This window comes from Peribacillus huizhouensis, assembly GCF_014138605.1.
Taxonomy (GTDB): Bacteria; Bacillota; Bacilli; order Bacillales; family DSM-1321; genus Peribacillus; species Peribacillus huizhouensis.
In genome coordinates this window covers 17,092-38,047 of record NZ_JACJHX010000012.1, presented here as the reverse complement: position 1 = coordinate 38,047, position 20,956 = coordinate 17,092, and the positions used below count along the sequence as shown (strand labels likewise).

The 20,956-nt window shown below is 37.6% G+C and carries 23 protein-coding genes; 9 read left to right on the top strand and 14 right to left on the bottom strand.

The window, feature by feature from the left end; translation table 11 throughout:
• The first annotated feature begins 48 nt into the window (after nt 1-48).
• Both HNP81_RS16625 and HNP81_RS23940 read left to right on the top strand, forming a co-directional pair.
• Entirely contained in the window at nt 49-2,004 is a 1,956-nt protein-coding gene (locus tag HNP81_RS16625; RefSeq protein WP_182503335.1) for an FUSC family protein, read from the top strand.
• Nucleotides 1,979-2,374 (top strand): hypothetical protein, encoded by a 396-nt coding sequence (locus HNP81_RS23940; protein WP_246399394.1) that lies wholly within the window; start codon nt 1,979-1,981, stop codon nt 2,372-2,374. The genes HNP81_RS16625 and HNP81_RS23940 overlap by 26 nt, the downstream gene beginning before the upstream one ends.
• 41 nt (nt 2,375-2,415) lie before the next feature.
• On the opposite strand, the gene HNP81_RS16615 is transcribed toward HNP81_RS23940, so the two are convergent.
• The 9 genes from HNP81_RS16615 to HNP81_RS16575 form a co-directional block, all read right to left on the bottom strand.
• Nucleotides 2,416-3,123: a DUF421 domain-containing protein gene (locus tag HNP81_RS16615; RefSeq protein ID WP_182503334.1), complete on the bottom strand. Its 708-nt coding sequence runs from the start codon at nt 3,121-3,123 to the stop codon at nt 2,416-2,418.
• A gap of 248 nt (nt 3,124-3,371) precedes the next feature.
• A complete protein-coding gene (locus HNP81_RS16610) occupies nt 3,372-3,593 on the bottom strand; it encodes a YdbC family protein (protein ID WP_028390214.1) in 222 nt (73 codons plus the stop codon).
• A gap of 144 nt (nt 3,594-3,737) precedes the next feature.
• Nucleotides 3,738-4,091, bottom strand: a complete 354-nt coding sequence (locus tag HNP81_RS16605; protein WP_182503333.1) for a Na+/H+ antiporter subunit G — start codon at nt 4,089-4,091, stop codon at nt 3,738-3,740.
• Entirely contained in the window at nt 4,069-4,353 is a 285-nt protein-coding gene (locus HNP81_RS16600; protein WP_028390212.1) for a Na(+)/H(+) antiporter subunit F1, read from the bottom strand. Before HNP81_RS16600 ends, HNP81_RS16605 begins: the two co-directional genes overlap by 23 nt.
• Nucleotides 4,341-4,829, bottom strand: a complete 489-nt coding sequence (locus HNP81_RS16595) for a Na+/H+ antiporter subunit E (RefSeq protein ID WP_182503332.1) — start codon at nt 4,827-4,829, stop codon at nt 4,341-4,343. Before HNP81_RS16595 ends, HNP81_RS16600 begins: the two co-directional genes overlap by 13 nt.
• Before the next feature lie 119 nt (nt 4,830-4,948).
• Nucleotides 4,949-6,439 (bottom strand): Na+/H+ antiporter subunit D, encoded by a 1,491-nt coding sequence (locus HNP81_RS16590; RefSeq protein WP_182503331.1) that lies wholly within the window; start codon nt 6,437-6,439, stop codon nt 4,949-4,951.
• A complete protein-coding gene (locus HNP81_RS16585; RefSeq protein ID WP_028390209.1) occupies nt 6,432-6,770 on the bottom strand; it encodes a Na(+)/H(+) antiporter subunit C in 339 nt (112 codons plus the stop codon). Before HNP81_RS16585 ends, HNP81_RS16590 begins: the two co-directional genes overlap by 8 nt.
• Before the next feature lies 1 nt (nt 6,771).
• Nucleotides 6,772-7,197, bottom strand: coding sequence for a Na(+)/H(+) antiporter subunit B (locus tag HNP81_RS16580; RefSeq protein WP_028390208.1), 426 nt, complete (start codon nt 7,195-7,197; stop codon nt 6,772-6,774).
• On the bottom strand, nt 7,194-9,599 hold the full coding sequence (locus HNP81_RS16575; protein ID WP_182503330.1) for a Na+/H+ antiporter subunit A: 2,406 nt from the start codon (nt 9,597-9,599) through the stop codon (nt 7,194-7,196). The genes HNP81_RS16580 and HNP81_RS16575 overlap by 4 nt, the downstream gene beginning before the upstream one ends.
• 217 nt (nt 9,600-9,816) lie before the next feature.
• On the opposite strand from HNP81_RS16575, the gene HNP81_RS16570 reads away from it, so the two are divergent.
• Nucleotides 9,817-10,503, top strand: a complete 687-nt coding sequence (locus tag HNP81_RS16570; protein ID WP_182503329.1) for a universal stress protein — start codon at nt 9,817-9,819, stop codon at nt 10,501-10,503.
• An 85-nt stretch (nt 10,504-10,588) separates the two neighbouring features.
• On the opposite strand, the gene HNP81_RS16565 is transcribed toward HNP81_RS16570, so the two are convergent.
• Both HNP81_RS16565 and HNP81_RS16560 read right to left on the bottom strand, forming a co-directional pair.
• Nucleotides 10,589-11,152: a tyrosine-type recombinase/integrase gene (locus HNP81_RS16565; RefSeq protein WP_028390205.1), complete on the bottom strand. Its 564-nt coding sequence runs from the start codon at nt 11,150-11,152 to the stop codon at nt 10,589-10,591.
• Nucleotides 11,153-11,321: 169 nt separating this feature from the next.
• On the bottom strand, nt 11,322-11,501 hold the full coding sequence (locus tag HNP81_RS16560; protein ID WP_028390204.1) for a hypothetical protein: 180 nt from the start codon (nt 11,499-11,501) through the stop codon (nt 11,322-11,324).
• A gap of 236 nt (nt 11,502-11,737) precedes the next feature.
• Between HNP81_RS16560 and HNP81_RS16555 the strand changes: the two genes are divergently transcribed.
• From HNP81_RS16555 to HNP81_RS16545, 3 genes are all read left to right on the top strand, one after another.
• Nucleotides 11,738-11,980 carry a LysR substrate-binding domain-containing protein gene (locus HNP81_RS16555; protein ID WP_312859693.1) on the top strand — a complete coding sequence of 81 codons (243 nt, stop codon included), beginning with the start codon at nt 11,738-11,740 and terminating at the stop codon, nt 11,978-11,980.
• Between the two features lie 150 nt (nt 11,981-12,130).
• Nucleotides 12,131-12,445 carry a winged helix-turn-helix transcriptional regulator gene (locus tag HNP81_RS16550; RefSeq protein WP_028390203.1) on the top strand — a complete coding sequence of 105 codons (315 nt, stop codon included), beginning with the start codon at nt 12,131-12,133 and terminating at the stop codon, nt 12,443-12,445.
• 18 nt (nt 12,446-12,463) lie between these two features.
• Nucleotides 12,464-13,378: a DsbA family protein gene (locus HNP81_RS16545; protein ID WP_182503327.1), complete on the top strand. Its 915-nt coding sequence runs from the start codon at nt 12,464-12,466 to the stop codon at nt 13,376-13,378.
• A 389-nt stretch (nt 13,379-13,767) separates the two neighbouring features.
• Here the strand turns inward: HNP81_RS16545 and HNP81_RS16540 are convergent, their stop codons facing one another.
• From HNP81_RS16540 to nagE, 3 genes are all read right to left on the bottom strand, one after another.
• The gene (locus HNP81_RS16540) at nt 13,768-14,220 is read right to left on the bottom strand and encodes a nucleoside deaminase (protein WP_182503326.1); all 453 of its coding nucleotides are present in this window, start codon (nt 14,218-14,220) and stop codon (nt 13,768-13,770) included.
• A 223-nt stretch (nt 14,221-14,443) separates the two neighbouring features.
• The gene (locus HNP81_RS16535) at nt 14,444-15,130 is read right to left on the bottom strand and encodes a phosphoribosylaminoimidazolesuccinocarboxamide synthase (protein ID WP_028390200.1); all 687 of its coding nucleotides are present in this window, start codon (nt 15,128-15,130) and stop codon (nt 14,444-14,446) included.
• Nucleotides 15,131-15,343: 213 nt separating this feature from the next.
• A complete protein-coding gene (gene nagE, locus HNP81_RS16530) occupies nt 15,344-16,822 on the bottom strand; it encodes an N-acetylglucosamine-specific PTS transporter subunit IIBC (protein WP_182503325.1) in 1,479 nt (492 codons plus the stop codon).
• A 768-nt stretch (nt 16,823-17,590) separates the two neighbouring features.
• On the opposite strand from nagE, the gene HNP81_RS16525 reads away from it, so the two are divergent.
• From HNP81_RS16525 to HNP81_RS16515, 3 genes are all read left to right on the top strand, one after another.
• Nucleotides 17,591-17,776, top strand: coding sequence for a hypothetical protein (locus tag HNP81_RS16525; protein ID WP_028390198.1), 186 nt, complete (start codon nt 17,591-17,593; stop codon nt 17,774-17,776).
• 668 nt (nt 17,777-18,444) lie between these two features.
• The gene (locus HNP81_RS16520; RefSeq protein ID WP_182503324.1) at nt 18,445-19,977 is read left to right on the top strand and encodes a PTS transporter subunit EIIC; all 1,533 of its coding nucleotides are present in this window, start codon (nt 18,445-18,447) and stop codon (nt 19,975-19,977) included.
• A 29-nt stretch (nt 19,978-20,006) separates the two neighbouring features.
• Entirely contained in the window at nt 20,007-20,696 is a 690-nt protein-coding gene (locus HNP81_RS16515) for an N-acetylmannosamine-6-phosphate 2-epimerase (RefSeq protein WP_182503323.1), read from the top strand.
• Nucleotides 20,697-20,956 lie beyond the last annotated feature (260 nt).

Genomic DNA, 20,956 nt, shown 5'->3' with positions numbered 1-20,956 from the left:
CAAGGGAAGATTAAACATAACTTCCAACGAAGATAAGGAGGCTTCATCATGACCAAAAATGAAAATATAACTCCTTCTCCTAAATCAAATACGCTCGTTACGATAATCCAACAAGCATTTGAGATTAAAAAAAATCCACTTCCATGGACAAAAGCATTTTGTGCTGGACTATGTGCAGCCTTACCTAGCTTGATTGGATTGATACTGGGGAACTTTCAATACGGATTGTTGGCTGGGATCGGCGGCTTCACATACCTTTATGTTTTTAATGAGCCGTATGCACAAAGAGCGAAAAAACTATTTTCTGTACTGCTTAGCCTTACTTTTGCCGTTGGATTAGGAACACTTGTCGCCCCTTACCCGATTCTATCAGCAGTAATGATTGGAGGTATTGGAGCGATTGCAACTTTTATTTTTGGAACCTTAAAAATTCCAGGACCTGCCGCAGTATTTTTAGTTTTAGGTTTTGCCATGACGACAGGAATGCCGGTAGATCCAACACTTGCTCCATTTCGTGCGGGTCTTATTTTTCTTGGCGGGACCTTATCGTGGCTGATTGCTATGGTCGGCTGGTTCTTCAATCCGCATGGACCCGAAACAATAGCTGTAAAACGTGTATATCGAGAATTGGCTTCTCTCCTCGATTCGGTAGGTACAGAAACATTTAATGAAGCTAGAGAAAAAACAGTTGTAGCTATGAAAGAAGCAAACAACACACTTATTGCAGGGTATATCCCTTGGCAAAGCTCAGATTTCTATAAACGTCTGTACTTATTAAATGAACATGCTAGTATCATTTATTTAGAAGTTCTTGACCGCTCAGTAGAAAAAAATAAAAAACTCCCGCCAGAATTAGGAGAATCAGTTAGGGCTCTATCAGGTTTTATTGAACCTAAAAAGAAAGCCCGCCCTACTAGAATTCTTCAACCAGATCAGGATGATGAAGACGTGGACCATTTATTTACAAGCATTTATGATGCGGACGCCATCATGAACGAACCGATGTCGAAGATTAATCGGGAAATACAAATAACAAGGCTGTCTGTAAAGACCCTTTTTTTAGGTGCTTTTGATAAAAATTCGATTGTCTTTCTAAGAGCTGTAAAGTACGGTATTATTCTTATGATTGCAGCATTGATTGCTTATGCATTCGAGTTTAATCGATCCTATTGGGTTCCACTTTCCTGTGCTGCAGTCTTGCTAGGATCGACCATCATGAGTACCTTCCTCCGTGCCATTCAAAGGTCAGTAGGGACCATTGTTGGCGTTGTGATAGCGAGTCTAATTCTATCCATGCAACCGGAAGGATTTTTTATCAGCATGATCATCCTGCTTTTAACATTTCTTACCGAGTTATTTATTGTACGTAATTACACCCTTGCTACTATGTTTATCACACCAAATGCTTTAGTGATGGCAGAAAGCACGACTCAGATGCATAATATGCCTTTTTTCGCTACAACACGTATTATCGATATAATAATTGGTTGTCTGATCGGTCTTCTAGGTGTACTAATTATTGGACGAACATCCGCTTCCGGTCTGCTCCCTCATTTACTAGCAAAAACGATTAGAAGCCAAGCACAGTTTTTACTCATGTTGTTTTCAGAACAAAGAAAAGACTTTCATTTTGAAAAAAGCAGAGTACATATTAAAATGCATACCAATCTAACCAATTTAAGAATGGTATATACGACAGCTTTAGGTGAGCGTCTAAGTAATAAAAAAGCTTTAGAGTTTCTCTGGCCTGTAATATTTTCCATCGATCAGTTAGGATATTTACTTGATTCCTCCGTGAAAGACTTGGATCGGCCACTTCTTTCTGATGAAAAACTTGCCCAATTTCTTTATATTTTAGAAACCTTAGCACAAACCGCAGAACATCATCGCCCGTATAAAACAAAGGATGTTCCTGATATTAAAGGGTATTACAAAATACATAAGGAGATTATTTCCTTACAAAAGGCAATAAAAGTTTGTGATAAAAATCAAGTTACAAGCTAATTTCTTTCCAATATTAGAGAATCAGCCTTGTTTTTACACAAAATTCTTACCTCTCCCTATTGATGAATATTTTCCTTTCGATTTAGGAACTATAGTAGAGAATAAGTTAGCCGGGGTATCTTTATTAAATATATTGATGGCGGGATGTAACAATAATCAGGAGCCGCCTCCACCAGAAAATAATGTGAAGAATCCAGCTCCAGTAGATGAAGATGTGAATGATGCAAATGATTTAAATGATCAGGATAACGGCACAGCCCCAGGCGTGGATAAAAATGATAATTTGTTTAAAGATGATGAAAATGAAAATGATCCAGAAGATCCACAAGATATTACGGATCCAGATAGTAAGACGAGTAAAATAGAGTAGGGAGTGCCCAATTAGGACACTCCCTACTCTATTTTTCCAAATTAAGAATTATATAAAAAGACCTTGATGTTATCCTCTTCGTCCTTTGTTGCTAGTAAGATTTCTTTTATGTCCAGATTGTATGTATTCTTAATTTTATTGGTCAGCCACAACTCATCTTTACCGATTCTATTTAATTCTTTGAGAACAATCTTCCCTTCTTTAATGATCGTATTTGGATAGTGAAAGGCTGTTGTTACTAATTGTAAATCGGATGGGGTGACGGCTTGATATTGGGGATTTATAAACAAAGAAATGGTACCATTTGGTTCCCATAATGCCAGCGAAACTTTTTCAGGAGCTACTATCTTCTCCTTCCTTAGTTCAGATAATAGTACGTCGAGAGATATCCTAGCCTTAGACAAACCTTTATACATAATTTGTCCATCTTTAATAAGAGGAATTGGGGGGCTTTCAACAATTTTCCGAAACTTACTCCATTTAAGGCTGGAAAAAACACCAATTAAATACAAAAAGACTAATACGGTAATCGTAGTCAATGACCCTTTCAAATCTAGTACTGGATCAGACAAAGGGTGAGCAATAATATTGCCAATTATTAATGCCATAACAAAATCAAGTAAACGTAACTGAGAAATGGATCGTTGCCCCATCAATTTTGCAACAAAGAGTAAAAAGAAGAAAGAGACAATAGCCCTTAAGATCCACTCTATTACGGTAAGTGATTCCTGGCTCTGGAAAAAGTCCATCTGCATTCACATCCTCAATTTCTGTTCTATCGGTTATTATTAGCCAATAAGCAACATCTATGTGGATAAAGGGAAAATTCAATCAGTGAGGGTTATCTTCGGGGATTTACTGCTTGTTAATGCGGAAAAAATCATAAAAGAAGGAACATAACACTCCTTCATTTCATAAATAGCAATACCTGTTACGACTCAATCTATTTAATATTATTTGACAAATTATTAGTCGTAACAGGCACTACAATTGTCATCTACAACTTCAGACTATTCAGTAAATCTCTCAACGACTTTACCTCATCCAACGTTAAAGTGAGCCCCTTCCCCATTTTTTCATGTTCAGGTGCCCAATCTCTTAGATCAAACTTTGGTTCTTTTCCGTTCCAACTGATTACGTTTAGTTCTTTGTTCCACCCTTTAGGGGACTGTGAAATCGATCCGATACTTTCTTTGATTTCATACTTGATTTCTGCCATCCATATACCTCCGAACATTATCCTTATTTGATTTCTACTTTAAATGAAAATCCTATAATACATATCGCAAAGACACAACATAAGGAACAATCCCAAATTTATTAATTTGTTTAGTGAACGTAGCACTGTCTCTTTTCTAAAGCATTAATCTCTTTTAAACACTTCTTTAAGATCATCTTGAACACTTTCTTTAGCCAACTCTACATTTGAGCGGTAAGCAGCTCGGCAAATAAGATGAGCCGCAACTGGAGCAGTTAAGAACACAAAGAATATACCCAATATTAATCGGATACTGAAATATCCATCTGTTATCCAGAAATAAAGTAATGCCCCGAGTAACGTACAAAGGACACCTAGAGTTGAACTTTTGGATGCTGCATGTGAACGAGTATACACATCAGGTAATCGTATTAAGCCGATTGCACTAAGAAAACTGAATATCGTACCGACCAATATTAGGAAAGCCGCAATTACTTCACTTGATATGTTTGCGCTCAATGACAACACCTCTTTCCATAAATCTTGCAAAAGCAATGGTACCCACAAACGAAAGAATACCAAGTATCAAGATTATTTCTAGCAAAGCATGAGTATGAAATAAAACAGAACAGATGGCCACTCCTCCAATTAAGCTAATGCTTATTGTATCTAATGCCTGAACCCGGTCAGGCATGGAAGGCCCCTTTATTACCCGATAAAGTGCAGCCATCATAGAAAGGGTCAAGAAAAATAAAGAAATCATCAAGATTAATTTGAACATTTACGAGTCACATCCTTAATGGCTTTCTCAAATATTTTACTCGACTTAATAACAGCATCACTGGATTCTGGAATGTCCATCGCATGAATGTAAAATACCTTTGAGTCTGAAGAAATTTCAACTACAACAGAACCTGGGGTTAAAGTCAGGAGTAAAGCGAGTAGAGTTACTTCCAAATCCCCTTCTAAATCCGTTTTCAAAGTGAAAATTCCCGGGGTAATATTGATCCTTGGTCGTATCACTTGTCGAATCACAAGCACACTTGATGAGATCAATTCTCGAATGAAGACGAGAAATAATTTCAAAATAGAAATAAAAGTAATCAAATAAAAAGAGTGAGGAAAAAAACGGCGCATAAGAAACAGGACAAGCACCCCAACTAAATAACCGCTAAAAAAAGTTAACACGCTCCATTCATCTTGAAGAAACATCCATAATAGAGCAATAAATAGATTGATTAATACTTGGAAAGGCAAATTCATTCACCCCTTTCAATCGTTTTAAACGCCTGTTCAACTTCAGAGCTAGCGTTTAAAAAAATTCTTTCGATATATCTTGTTTTCGAACCCTTTTCCTAAGCAATAACGGACTTTTCTTAAGGCATTATATTCCCCTGAAATACCGCTTCAATATAATATTTCGGATTCATCAAACTTTCAGTTGCAAGATTTACGTATTCAATAATACCCTCTGCCCCTACTCCTAGAACAATGGTTGCAACCGTTAGAAAACCAATAGGGAACATCAAGCCTTTAGTTGTCCCTTTTTCCATATCTTCACTTAAGTACGTTTCACCCCAAAAGCCGTTCATAAAGATTTTCATGATAGAAAACAAAACCATTAAACTCGTGATGAGACCAATTGCACCAAGCCAATAGTATTCTGTTTCAAACGTCCCTTGCGTAATAAAAACTTTGCCAAGAAAACCACTCAATGGTGGAATCCCAGAAAGTGATAGTGCGGCGATAAAGAACATCCATCCTAAATATGGATGTGTGCCGATAAGTCCACTGATTTCTTTGAGCTTACTCGTTCCTGTAAGATGAATCATTGTTCCGCCAATAAGGAAGATGAGGGCTTTAATAATCATGTCATGAATCAAATAGTAAATGGAGCCGGTCATTGCTACTGGCGTAAAAGATGCCAAACCTGCCATAATAAAACCTACCCCAACCATGACGTTATACGTAAGGATTTTTTTAATATCCCAATAAGCAATGGCTCCGATGGCTCCTAACAGCATCGTCAATCCACCCAAAACACCAATAATTAAATGAGTGATTTGCGGCTCATGATAAAAGACAAGCGTGAACATACGAAATAAGGCATATATCCCTACTTTTGTTAATAACCCTGCAAAAAGAGCAGCGATGGCAATTGGCGGCGCACTATAAGAGCCCGGCAGCCAAAAGAATAGAAAAAGAGCAGCTTTCATGCTAAATACTATTAAAAATAAAATAGCAACGGTTGTCATAAGCCCATCTTGCCCTACCTCTGCAATTCGAACAGACAAATGAGCAAGGTTCAAAGTCCCTGTCATCGCATATAAATACGCAATTGCCACGAGAAAAAGAAAGGAAGAAACGATATTTGTCAGGACATATTTAACCGACTCCCGCAACTGTTTCTTCGTTCCCCCTAAGGAAATTAGAACATAAGACGAAATCAACATAACCTCAAAACAAACGTATAAGTTAAATAGATCGCCAGTCAAAAAGGATCCATTAACGCCAGTAATAAGAAATAAAAACATCGGGTAAAAATATGACGCTTCTCGTTCTTTCCCAATGGAATGGAAAGCAAATAATAAACAGCAGAATGAAACGACACTTGTTGTGAGAAGAAGCAAGGCGGAAAACATATCTGCCACCATGCTTATCCCAAAAGGCGCCTGCCATCCACCTAACTGAAGGGTTTGAATCCCCTTCGTTCTAATTTGCGTCATCAGAAAAACAGATACCGCTCCGGTTGCTAATATGGCAAAGATACTAAAAGCCCGTTGAAACCGGATATTTTTCCGTAAGATAATCATAATCATCCCAGCAATTAACGGGATAATAATTGGCAGTAGTACAACATTATTCATCTTCATTACCTCTCAATTGCTCCGAATCATCGATACCCACAACTTGATATGTGCGATAACATATCACTAAAAACAGCGCAGTCACTGCAAAATTAATGACGATTGCTGTTAGAATTAACGCTTGGGGTAAAGCATCTGTATAAGAAAGGTTATTCTCACCTAATAGCGGGAGCCCCCCTTTCTTTAGTCCGCCCATCGTAAGAATGAGTAGATTGACCCCATGACTGATAATAGATGCTCCTAATACGATCCTTAACAAAGTTTTTGACAAAATTAAATACGTACCTATTGAAAATAATAGTCCAACGAGGATAGACATTAATGTTTCCATCTTATCGATCCTCCGCAATACTCAGGATAATCGTGACAGCCGTTCCGATGACAGCTAACGCGACTCCAAAATCAAAAATAACGGCGGTGGCGAGTTCAGTCTTCCCGAAAATAGGCAGATTGAAATAATCGAAAGTTTGACTTAGAAACGGGGCATCAAAAATCAAACTGCCTAAACCAGTAAGTACAGCAATTAAGACTCCACTTGCTGTAACCACCTTAAAATCGATAGGAATGTTTTCACGAACCCATTCAATATTAAATGAAAGAAATAGTAGGGTTAGCGCCGAAGCAAAACCAAGACCTCCTATAAATCCTCCGCCAGGGTCATGATGACCGGCAAAGAAAAGATCAATAGAGAATGTCAGGATAATCACGACAGCCACTTTTGTAACAGAATGTAAGATAACATCATTCGGCTTCTTCATTCCTTATCCCTCCCTGTTAATCGAAGCTTTATTAAAGTGTAAACCCCTAGACCAGCGATACATAGAACAGAAATTTCTAACATTGTGTCAAAGCCACGAAAATCAACCAGGATTGCGTTTACGATGTTTCTAGCACCTGCAAGTTCATACGAGTCCTCAAAATAGCTTGATATTGGATCAAAAAGACGATTTCCATTGGCAGACAACGCTAGAATTGTTACAACCATACCTACTCCAATAGAAATAATGAGGTTCGTCGCTTTGAATCGCATTCGACCGATATTCTTGCTGAGTTCTGGTAGATGATAGAAACATAATAAAAACAAAGCGGTTGTCACTGTTTCAACGACCAATTGAGTAAGAGCTAAATCCGGCGCACGGAAAATAACAAAAAGCATGGATACCAGATAACCGAGGGATCCAACTGCAATCAAGGAAGTAATCCTTGATTTTGAAAAAAGTACAGTACATGCAGCAATGATGATCCCAGCCACTAATCCAGCTTCATACATGCTAATCGGCGCATCATTTGAAGAATCAAAGGATATGCCATTTAACAGCCAAATAGCCCCGCCCACCAAAAGCACCATAAACGTGAATATATAGACTAAATAGTCACGGATAGAGTCAGTCATATAACGGTTCGTCAATCGATATGAAATAGATTCGATTTTCTCAAGACCCTGATTATAGAGATGATCTAATGTCAGTGCCTGAGGGATAACACCATAGATTCTGATCCACTTTTTCAAAAGGCGGAACATGAATACACCTAAGACTACAACCCCAATTGTCATAAATAACTCTGTATTCCAACCATGCCAAGCACTAATTTTTACATGAACTCCTTCATTTTGAGCAAAAGCTGGCAAAATTGCGTCGACAGCAGGAAAGAGCAGGTATTTTGAAACTACATTTGGGAAAAAGAAAATAGCTATAACAAGAGAAGCTAATATGATTGGTGGAATCAACATCCCAATTGGAGCTTCATGCGCTTCTTTTTCCAACCTTTTTGGTTGATACTTTCCTGTAAACGTCTTAAATACGAGAATCATACAATATATAAACGTGAAAACACTAGCTACCCACGCAATAACTGGAAATAACATTCCGTAAGTCTCCATATTAAATACATTCAGATTCGCTGCCTGTAATACGGCTGTAAAAAACATTTCTTTGCTCAAAAAACCGTTAAACGGAGGCAGACCTGCCATGGAAAAACTACCTATAATTGTAATCGTGAAAGAAATTGGCATGAGATTCATTAAACCGCCTAATTTACGAATGTCACGAGTTCCTGTTTCATGGTCAATAATACCAACGACCATAAACAGACTTCCTTTAAAGGTAGAGTGGTTAAGTAGGTGAAAAACGGCTGCTAAAACAGCCACTGCATACATGGTTGACTCATCGCCATATCCAAAATACATCGCGGCGGACCCTAAACCAAGTAAGCTCATGATTAAACCTAATTGACTAATCGTCGAATAGGCCAATAAAGCTTTCAAATCCGTTTGTTTAACCGCATTTACAGAGCCATATAGTAATGTAATTGTTCCGACTCCTGAAACCATCCAAAACCATTCCGAGCTACCACCAAAAACAGGTGTAAATCGGGCAACTAAATAAATGCCAGCTTTCACCATTGTAGCTGAATGCAAATAGGCACTAATCGGTGTCGGTGCTTCCATCGCATCCGGTAACCAAGTACTAAATGGAAATTGAGCAGATTTTGTGAAAGCTCCTAGTAAAATTAAAATCATAGCTGGAAGAAATAATAAATTCGTAGTAATGCCATCAATTGCGGTTAACATTTCACGAATGCTATACGTATTTGTCATCATGGACAGCATAATAAACCCTGCAAGCATCGCAAGACCGCCAAATATAGTAATAAGCATCGATTTTAGAGCACCTTGACGGGATTTTTTTCGTTGTGACCAGTACGCAATTAATAAAAACGAGGAAATACTTGTCAGTTCCCAAAATACATATAAGACTAGAATGTTATCGGAGAAGACAAGTCCGAGCATCGCCCCCATAAATAAAAGCAAATATACATAGAAGTTATGAAGTGCTTCGCGATGTTTTGACATGTAATAAATGGAGTATAGTATAACAAGCGTGCCGACTCCTGTAATGAGAAGGCCAAAAATGAGCCCTAATCCATCCAAATAAGTACTGTAATTGATACCTACAGAAGGAATCCAAGGTAACGTGATATGAACAGTCTCTCCCTTAGAAATAGCGGGGATAAATCGTAACAGATAGATGAATAATGTAAGCGGGACAAAAAATACAAACCAACCCGTATGAAATCGTGGTGCCAAACGTTTATAGATGAGTGGCACGAATAGCGCAAATAAAAATGGAATTAATATCATAATGGGTAACCAATTCAATCAATCCCCCTCCTTTTATAAAAAATGTGAATATAATGAAGCCTTAAACATATGGTTTAAAAGGCATTATAAGCTGTTCATCGCACTTTCTTTTATAGGCATTTATGGAACTTTCTCTATTTGATTGACTGTTGATGAAGCATGAGCTATAGTCATACATAGTTTAACGGAATGTAAAATCCTGTTACATTCACATCAACTCGAGGTGAACTTAAAAATGAAGAAAATGAAAGGGCGTATGGATGAAAGTATCCTTGTCTGCGTTTATTATGGACCAAACGGAGAACGCCTCATTCAACGCGGCTGTAAAATTGCAAACATGCTTGATTGCCCACTCTATATCTTAACCATTGATCCAAAACCATTTGATGAACTAGATGCAGAAAAATCATTTTATATCGAGAGATGGAAACAATTAGCCGATCAACATAACGCCGAAGAATTTATCATTAGAGACAATGAAAAACGACCTGTTACAAAAGTAATTGCTGACATAGCGAGGGAAAAACATATTACACAAATTATTCTCGGTCAAACAGCCCAAAGCCGTTGGGAACAAATTGCAAGGGGATCCGTAATAAATTCGTTATTACGTGAAATTCCATTTATCGATCTTCATATCATCTCAGTTGCTCGTTCTCTTAAAGACGAAGAGGGCCAATTTGAGAAAGGGGTCCGTGCATACCTTGTGAAAGAGGGAGACCACTACCGGGTTACCTTTATCCATACAAAAGATGTTGAATTTGAAGGGATTTTCTTCAAAGAACACGGCACAGATTTCAATAATGGCATTTTCAAATTCATGAAAAACAAAGAAACTCTACAAGTTCATGTTACAGATGATCTCATCCATGATTTAACGAATGTTGACATGACACTCGAGACGTATGACGATCAACAATAACAATTTACAAACCTCCGCATGATGAATCTTGTGGAGGTTTTTTGTCATCAAATAAGATGAGTCACCAGTCTTCGACCTAAACCTTTTACAGATTAACATCCACCTTTATCAGTTGTTCTTCAGATTTTTCAATTCCTAAATAACGTAAGGTTTCTGCAGGTGAATGGTGATGATAAATCGACATCAAAATGGAGATCGCGATTCCTTTGCGATACGCATGATATCCGAAGGTTTTTCTAAGAGTATGTGTACCGATTTTCCCTGTGATCCCCACTTCTTTCGCTGCGTGATTTATGATGCGATACGCCTGCTGTCGTGTGATCGGCTGTGCATTCTTTTTTGACTTAAAAAGATAATCACCACTCGAAAATTCTAAACTTTCCAAATAATTACTCAAGGCATTTTTCACACTATTATTTATATAATATGCCTTCTTTTCATCATTCTTATCATCACGGATACAAAGAAATTCTTTTATCTTTATCCCATCCCAAATATCATCTACTTTAAGCGAAAGTAAATCACTAATTCTAATTCCTGTATTAATCCCAAATACAAATAGTAATAGATCCCGCTTAGATTGCTTTTCTAAAATTTCTTTCATGGCAATAATATTTTCAATGTCTTTAATTGGATCGACATACTCCATTAGACGTCCTCCTAATGTTACATAATAATATGTTATCAAAAACTAAGTAACATTACAAATTTGAAAACCTCCAAAAAAACAAAAAAAAAGAAGCCATTTCCAGCTCCTTTATTAAATGGGCTTATGAATTTTTAAAAAAATATTGCAAAACTGGATGTTTCTCTAGGTTTCATAATATCCGCTGTAGCCCCCACATAACAATCGCGACAATCGGTACAAGTACCCACACATTATGTCCAAACGTTCTCCCATGATTCTGATTTTGGTTATGCTTTTCCATTTGGTCTAATCTCTTAATCACTTCATCTAACTTACGATCAAGATCAAGTTTTTTTTCTTCTTCCATCATACTCACCCTTCCTTCTTCTATTTATATATCTTATTTTCATTTCATAAAAAGAAGACCTGAAAAAAATTAAGGTTTGATGGCTATCTCTTTCGTAGATTAGTAGCATTAGTCGATATACCTGAGCCTTTATTACAGACTATTAAACCGACAAACTATATACGCAGGAGCATTGTTGGATTGTTGGAAAAGCATGTGACAAACAACGCTATATAGAATCGTTTTTCACTCCATATAACTTGTTCTTGTTGCTTTTCCTCGAGTTAGTTTCATTTAATATGGGAATTATCATCCTCCCTCAAAGCAATATGAATGAAATAACGGTAAGCAATAAGGGGATAATAGTATTGCCTCTCATTGATCAACAAGTACAATGGCAAATTGGCATTGCTTGGCGAAAGGGGAGTTATATTTCACTCGCAACAAGAACTTGGATCAACTTTCTAAAAGATAAACTGGAGAAAAATGAAATCGATATCTAAACTAAATAATAATATCAAAGTAAAGCTGACTTTCATTTGGTTGAATGGTTGGCTATTTTTATCCCATTTAACGTGATACAGGATTTAGCAAAAACCACTTGATATATTTTTTATACTTGATATACTTAATATACAAAGAAGGTGATTTCGATTAATATTTGTCCTTATTTAGAGTTTTCAATGCAAATATTAGGTAAGAAATGGAACGGTCTAATTATCCATTACCTATCCCTTTGTCCAAATGGCACAGCCCATTTTTCAGACATAAAAAGGGATCTTACCGATATTACGCCTAGAGCTCTTTCCCAAAAACTATCAGAGCTTATCGAGTATGAATTAATTGAAAAAAAAGTGAAAACTGGCTCATCCGTCAGCATTTCGTATGAGTTAACAGAAAAAGGCCGTGCCTTAACAGCTGCCCTCGTGCCGATCCAAGAGTGGGCCCAACAGTATAAAAAACAATAAAGAAAAGAGGAGAATAAAATGCAAAAAAATAATATGGTTTGTGATTTAGAAACAGGAGTATGTGGTGACCCAGGAGAAGACGCAATGGAAACTATTGATTTGAACCAGCCTCAAGAAGTGATTAACCTTTATTATGTGACAGACCCTATCTGCTCACATTGCTGGGCATTGGAGCCAGTTTTGCGAAAATTTGAAGAGCAATATGGTCATTATGTTAAATTCCACACTGTAATGGGCGGACTATTGGAAAGTTGGGATGGCTTCGCAGACGTAGCGAATGGGATTGGCGGTCCTGCAGATGTAGCCGGACATTGGAGAGAAGTTGGCGAACATTCTCGTATGCCGATTGATGGTTCATTATTCCTTACGAATCCGATTCAATCATCCTATCCACCGTCTCGTGTATTTAAAATCATTCAACAAAAAGATGAGAACCTAGCTAAAACATTTTTACGTCGCGCAAGAGAAGCTGTTTTCGCCTTTAATCAAAATATCGGTGAAGAACAAACCTTAATTGATCTCGTTAATCAAATGGGACTTGACGGAGAGTCTATCGTGAAAGAAGCAGAACTACCTGTTGGACAGCAACTTTTAGATCAGGACTTTGCCCTTGCTAGAAGTCTTGGCGTACGTGGATTCCCAACAATTATCATGGTAAACGAGGAGAATAAAGGTGTAAAAATCGTCGGTGCACGCCCACTTGAGTTCTATGTAAATGGACTAGAACAAGTACTTGCGAAGCAGCCTCAAGCACAGACCGTTCCCAAATTAGCCAAAACTCTTGAAAAAGAAGGACTCTTGTTCTCAAAAGAAATAGAAGTTCTATATAATGTGGAAAAAAGCGAAGTAAACTCTTTTTTACAAACAGAACTTTCAGCTGTTGATTATGAAAGTAAAGAAATTCTCGGAGAAGTTTATATTGAAAAAAGATGAAGATGGCAAATTTAGTAGGATGTTCGACTAGTAGCATCCTCGATTAGCGAACAACTAGAAAGAGCTTGGGGTGTCTCGTATAGATCCCCCCTCCTCTTTCTATTCATTTTTTTATAAGGCTGTTTTCACATACTTTGTTGCTTTTCAATCATTTTTACACTATAACCGGGTTGATTTCCGTTGTAGAGGCGGTCTCAGAAGCCTCCTCAGTGCTTTGCACTTGCGGGGTCTCCCTCAACACGCTTTTCCCGCAGGAGTCTCGCACCTTCCACTACAATCAACATCTGTTCGAATTGGTTTCTTGCTAAAAACAACAATCTTTACGAAAAGAGCCTTTTATAAAAAGGATTGAATCTGAATCTTTCAGCAAAAATCGCATTTTTCCAAAGTCATGATTGCTCTTTCCAAAGCTTCATTGGATTTTCTTGCCCTTCTTTCAATGGCATTTGTATCATCGAAAGAGTGCGTTCTGCTTTTGTTTTTTGTAAATCCTCATATATAGCTTTTGATTTCCCTAATCCCACTTCAACCGCATTCTCAACTGACGCACAGTAATAAACCTTTTCGATTCCAACAAAGTACATGGCTGATAAACACATTGGACAAGGCTCCCCACTTGCATACATCGTATAACCTGATAAATCGTTCGTTTGTACATGCTCTTGCGCACGCCGGATAGCAAGTAATTCTGCATGACCGCTTATATCATATGTTTTATGTAGTTCGTTCACGCCTTCAGCTACAATGTTGTTATTTTTCACAAGTACTGCACCAAAAGGTTGTCCACCACAACGAACATTTTCTACTGCTAGTTCTACTGCTCGTTCCATGAATTTATCCACATTAATACCTCCATTAATATACAATTTATTAAACAAATTATTTTATATTGAAAAAACAACCTCAATCTTAGTCCTATACAGGCGATCAAGATCTGGTTGTTTTTGATGAATCTGTATTAATGATCAAGTACCGATAGGCAAATCTAAATCGTCCATTAAAATGACTATATATAAAGTGAAACTTCAATCAGTGGGGGGGTACTGCCCGTTAATATGGGACAACTCAAACTTCCAACATCAATTTCTCTAGTTCTAGCGGTTCGATATAGCTGCCATTTTTATAAGCTCTCATGTTTCCTCCTGAGATTTCATCGATTAGGGCAATTTCCTTATCTTCGCCGACTCTACCAAATTCAAATTTAATATCATATAATTCGATATCTTTTTTCGCTAATTCATTTTTTACAACGTTACCGATCTGTTTCGTAAGATCTTTTAATACGGTATATTCTGCTTTTGTTAAAATACCAAGCATATCAAGTGCATCCTCGCTAATCGGTGGGTCTTGACGTTCATCATCTTTCAAAGTGACTTCTACAAATGCGTCTAATGGTTGCCCTTCTTCTGCATACATCCCATAGCGACGGAGAAAACTTCCAACTGCCTTGTAACGGCAGATTACTTCAAGTCCTTTGCCAAAAACAGTTGCCGGCTTCACTGTCATTGTCGCTTCTTCAATATTGGCGTCAATATAATGTGTAGGAATCTCTTTTTCTTTTAATATTTCAAAAAAGTACTTCGTTAAACTGAGACCTGCTCTACCCGCACCTTCAAGCGTTAAGCCGACTGTATTAGCTCCTGGATCAAAGACACCATTTTCCCCAGTTACATCATCTTTAAATTTTAATAAATAATTACCGTTTTCAAGTGCATAAACATCCTTCGTTTTCCCTGTATAAATCGACTTCATTAGAAAAATCCTCTCCCATATGTAAAATCATTATATGCTTATAATAGTATCTGTATTTTTCTGAAAAATCAATTTCTCATTTTCCTATTAAGGATAACTCAAACCGAAAGGGCCAGACTCCACATCTACAATACATCGTTTATTGTGTATAAGACACGATAAACGATGTATTAATTGTGGGGTCAGACCCTTTCTACTAATTATTTACGATAATCATTTATTTCGAAGCTTTATGATTTCATCTGCTACGAATTGTACTTGGGTTCCAACAATGACTTGAATGCTTTGTGGACCAACAATATTAATTCCTGGCACACCTGTAGCTTTAATCACTTTTTGATTAACGTCATTCATGTTCTTCACTTCAATTCTTAAGCGAGTTGTACAATTATCAACAGATGTTACATTAGCGTCTCCACCTAAACCTTCATAAATCGTAGCTGCCATCACTGCATGTTTATTGCCTACAGTCACAGATTGAGAGCTCGCCGCGGCTTCTGCTCCGCCAGCTTTCACTTCTTCCCATTCAACTTCTTCTCTTCCTGGAGTTAGTAAGTTAAATTTAGCAATCAAAATTCGGAATAAGCAATAGTACAGGATAGCAAAAACAAGCCCTTGAACAAGTAACATATAGGGTTGATTAGCTAATGGCAGTTTTGAACTTAAAAAATAGTCAATAAACCCCGCACTAAAACCAAATCCTGCTGTCCATTGGAAAGTTGCTGCAATCGCTAAAGAAATACCTGTTAATAAGGCATGAACAACATAAAGGGCAGGTGCGACAAACATGAATGCGAATTCGAGAGGTTCTGTCACCCCTGTAAAAAATGAAGCAAAAGCTGCTGCGAGCATTAATGCAGCCACTTGTTTTTTCCTTTTTGATTTCGCAGAATGATACATGGCGAGGGCCGCTGCTGGTAAGCCAAACATCATGATTGGGAAAAAGCCAGCTTGATACATGCCAGTAACACCTTTTTCTCCCGTACCTGCCCAGAAGTTACCGATATCATTGATTCCAGCTACATCAAACCAAAATACGGAGTTTAATGCATGGTGTAAGCCTGTTGGAATCAAGAGTCGATTGAAGAAACCATATAAACCTGCACCAATAACACCGAGTCCACTTATTGCTTCACCAAAATGGACGAGGGCTGAATAGATAACTGGCCATACGAAGTACAATACGAGGGAAACGAATAACATGGCGACAGCTGACATGATAGGAACCAGTCGTTTCCCACTAAAGAAGGCGAGCGCATCCGGCAGTTCCACCTTACTAAATCGATTGTACATGTTTGCAGCAATTAGCCCAGAAATAATACCGACAAAGACATTTTCTATTTTATCAAATGCAGCGTTTACGTTTCCCGGATCAATCCCTTGTAGCATAGCTACAGAATCTATAGAAAGTAAAGTTGTAACGACAAGATAGGCCACCAATCCGCTTAACGCTGCTGATCCATCTCTGTCCTTTGACATCCCTAACGCTACGCCTACTGCAAAAAGGATCGCCATATTGTCAATAATTGAAGCTCCAGCTTTAATTAAGAAAGCTGCTATCGGACTTCCAGCTCCCCAGCCAGATGGAGATGGATCAATCCAATAGCCTATTCCGAGTAAAATAGCTGCGGCTGGTAATACGGCGACTGGCAGCATCAATGAACGACCAATTTTCTGTAAATATTTCGTCATATTGATAAACCCCCTACCCATATTTTCTCTTTTTGACAAGGCAAACAAATACTACGTCAATCTAAAAATAAATAGTAATAAATAATTGCTTTAAGCATTTGTACAAATAAGTTTACTCATATCAACTGTATGAAACATATCTCTTACAGTCATCGCCTATTGGTTTAAGATCACCTCCTCAAAGGTTTGCTAGAACTAAATGATGCGTTACAAGTCTGCTTCATCCAACGGCATATTCCCCATAGACATGTCTCTCTTTTAGAGACCAATATATGAAACATTTTATCACCAGCTTGTTTTTTAACTATATGACTTATCAACCACGGTAATGATATAGCGTTTCGTCTTTTGACAAAAAACAGTTACATTTCGCAGGCAAACCGATATCCCTTAAATCTAACTGCTTTGCTATAGAATTCTACGACACCAGTAAATAACCTTCCATTTTTATGAAGATTTGTAAAAATTCTATATTTATCTATTTCGTCGTATTATAGATTTTTTAATAGTGGTTCCCAGTAAAGTAAACCTGATGATAATTTAAAAATGGGCACTAGAGCTTTTTTCAGAGGAGGTGAATGGAGAAGAAGCAACTTTCCTTTTTAATTCCGACAGTCTTGTTGAAATTCCACTAACGATTAAGAAATGTGATGATAATTGTTGATAAATTTATTAAATACCTTGCAGGAAATTGCACACTCTTTCCATAAATAAGTAAAGTGGAGAAACACATGCCATAATAAATAAGTGGAAAGGTGGTCGTTGTCATTGAGTTCCGAAATAAACTTACAACAAATCGCCGAAAGTGTGACTAGATCCGTATTGAATGCATCCGATAAAGACTTAGAAGGCTTCCAAAAGATTATTGAGGAGACTATTAAAGTTAGAGAAGGACATAAAAATCTACAAAAATTAGTGAAAAGCTATGCAACTTCTATGATTCAGCGTTCATAATTGCGATGAGGCTAGCCCATTCACGGTGCAGCCTCCTTTTTAAATCTTGATTCCGGATCACTACATGCTTGCTCCGGCACGCTCATCTTGTTTTCGGATCGTAAATCTGGAAATGTAGTTAAGATACTCCCGAATTATCTCATTCGTTATCACATTAATCGTTTAAATCATTCATAAAGGCTGTTTTCACATACTTTGTTGCTTTTCAATCATTTTTACATTAATAACCCGGGTTGATTTCCGTTGCAGGTACTCGCTTTCCGCGGGCGGTCTCAGAAGCCTCCTCAGTGCTTTGCACTTGCGGGGTCTCCCTCAACACGCTTTTCTCGCAGGAGTCTCGCACCTTCCACTACAATCAACATCTGTTCGAATTGGTTTCTTGCTAAAAACAGCAATCTTTACGAAAAGAGCCTTCATAAAAAATAAAATTCATTCTTTCAGTTATGTTAAATTCCCCAGAAAATCCTCCCAGCCAACGTTAGTATCTTTAGAATAATCAGTATTGTTTTTACGATTGAAAAACCTTTCAAATCAATCAGAAAATTACTGAAAAAGCTTGATTTCTCTAGCCATTTCATTGAAAGCGTTTTTTCACATATATATAATAAGCCCATAAGGGATACCTTAAACATAAGACAACAAGATTCGTACACAAGGAGGTAATAGTTTTGAAGAATGTTTTTGAGAAAGCTCAACAGTTTGGTAAGTCATTTATGCTTCCGATTGCTGTCTTACCAGCTGCTGGTTTGCTGCTTGGTATTGGAGGAGCGCTATCGAACCCAAATACGGTTTCGGCTTATCCGTTTTTAGATATTGTATGGCTTCAAGCCATTTTTACCATTATGAGCTCGGCAGGTAGTATCGTCTTTGGTAACCTACCGATTATTTTTGCAGTCGGCGTTGCAGTAGGCCTTGCTCGTTCAGATAAAGGTACAGCTGGTCTAGCTGCAATGATTGGGTATTTTGTTATGAACAGTTCGATCAATGCCTTGCTATCCATTACGGGAGAACTTGCTAAAGATAATTTAGCAGGTGCAGGTCAAGGAATGGCAGTTGGTATCCAAACATTAGAAACAGGTGTTTTTGGTGGGATTGTCATTGGGATTGTAGCAGCATTATTACACAATAAATACAATAAGATTCAGTTGCCTCAAGTTTTAGGATTTTTCGGAGGCTCTCGTTTCATCCCGATCGTTGTTTCTTTTACATCCATTATCGTAGGAGCCATTTTATTTATCGTTTGGCCTTATTTCCAACTATTTATTAATCAATTAGGTGCGTTAGTTACAAGCACAGGTACGATTGGAACATTTTTCTACGGCTTTATTCTACGTATGCTTGGACCAATGGGATTACATCATATTTTCTACCTACCCTTCTGGCAAACAGCATTAGGTGGTACGATGGAAATTGGCGGGCATATTGTGAACGGGACACAAAATATTTTCTTTGCACAATTAGCTGACCCGAACACCCAACAGTATTATGAAGGCGTATCAAGGTTTATGTCTGGTCGTTTTATTACAATGATGTTTGGTCTTCCAGGAGCGGCTCTTGCTATCTATCACTGTGCTAAACCAAAAAATAAAAAAGTAGTTGCAGGGATCCTTCTTTCAGCGGCTTTAACATCATTTTTAACTGGTATCACAGAGCCTCTTGAATTTAGTTTCTTGTTTGTTGCTCCACTTCTCTATTTTGTTCATGCTCTGTTTGATGGGTTAGCCTTTATGATGGCCGATATCTTCAATATTACAATTGGACAAACTTTTTCTGGAGGATTTATTGACTTTACACTATTCGGAATCCTTCAAGGTATCGCTAAAACAAATTGGGTTTATGTCATTTTAATCGGTATTCCTTGGTTCTTCTTATATTATTTCACATTTAAATTCCTTATTAAGAGAAGAAACTTTAAAGTTCTTGGACGTGAAGATGAAGAACAGGCCGTTGAACAAGTAACAGCAACGGACCGCGCAAAAACAATTGTCGAAGGTTTAGGTGGAACTGCTAATATTGATGTCGTAGATTGCTGTGCTACTCGACTTCGTGTCACTGTTAAAGATGAATCCTTAGTTAAGGATGATTTGATTAAACAAACAGGTTCAAAAGGCATTGTGAAAAAAGGCAATGGTATTCAAGTTGTATATGGTCCACAAGTTACGATTGTTAAAAACGAAGTAGAAGAGTACTTGGGACATTAATGAATTTTGCTAACAAGGATGTGTAAAGCATGCAATCGGTATTAGATCAAATCAAAAAAGGATTAATCGTATCCTGTCAGGCTCTAGAGGGAGAACCTTTACACAGTTCCCATATTATGGGGCGTATGGCTATTGCAGCAAAAGAAGGTGGCGCCAAAGGAATTCGCGCAAACTCGGTCGCTGACATTTTAGAAATCAAGAAACAAGTAGATCTTCCCGTTATCGGCATCATCAAGCAAGTCTATGGAGATAATCCTGTTTTTATCACCCCGACAATGAAAGAGATTGATGCTTTAATGGAAACAGGTGCTGAAATTATCGCCACTGATGCTACAGCACGCATTAGACCTGATGGAAGTACTTTAGATCAATTTTATTATGAAGTAAGATCTAAATATCCTAATGTGTTGCTAATGGCTGATGTCTCTACTGTTGAAGAAGCTATTCATGCTGATCAACTTGGATTCGATATCGTTGGACCAACATTATATGGCTATACGGATGAGACGCAAGGGCTAAAAATTGACTCCAATCAATACGCAGTCATAAAGCAAATCGTAGAAGAAGTGAAACATGCAAAAGTTCTTGCAGAAGGAAATGTCTCTACACCAGAAATTGCCCGTTCTGTATTAGATATCAATGTTCATGCCGTAGTAGTAGGTGGAGCTATTACACGACCACAACAAATTACAAAACGATTTGTTGATGCGTTGCTCTAGTACCTAGTTTTTACACTAACTAAATCGTACGATTAATGTCTATCATAATAAAGAGGATGTCTCTTAAGGGTCAGACCTCGCACGCTAAATCAGTAAGTAGTGTTTTATACACATATCTTTTACTGGGATTAGTCGTTGCGAGGTCTGCCCTTCTTTTTGTCCCCCTTTATTAAGTTCATCTATAGTGGACAAATAAAATGGTTATCCTATAGTATAAAGTGAAACTTCAATCAGTGGGGGTTTTGAATTCCCGATAATGC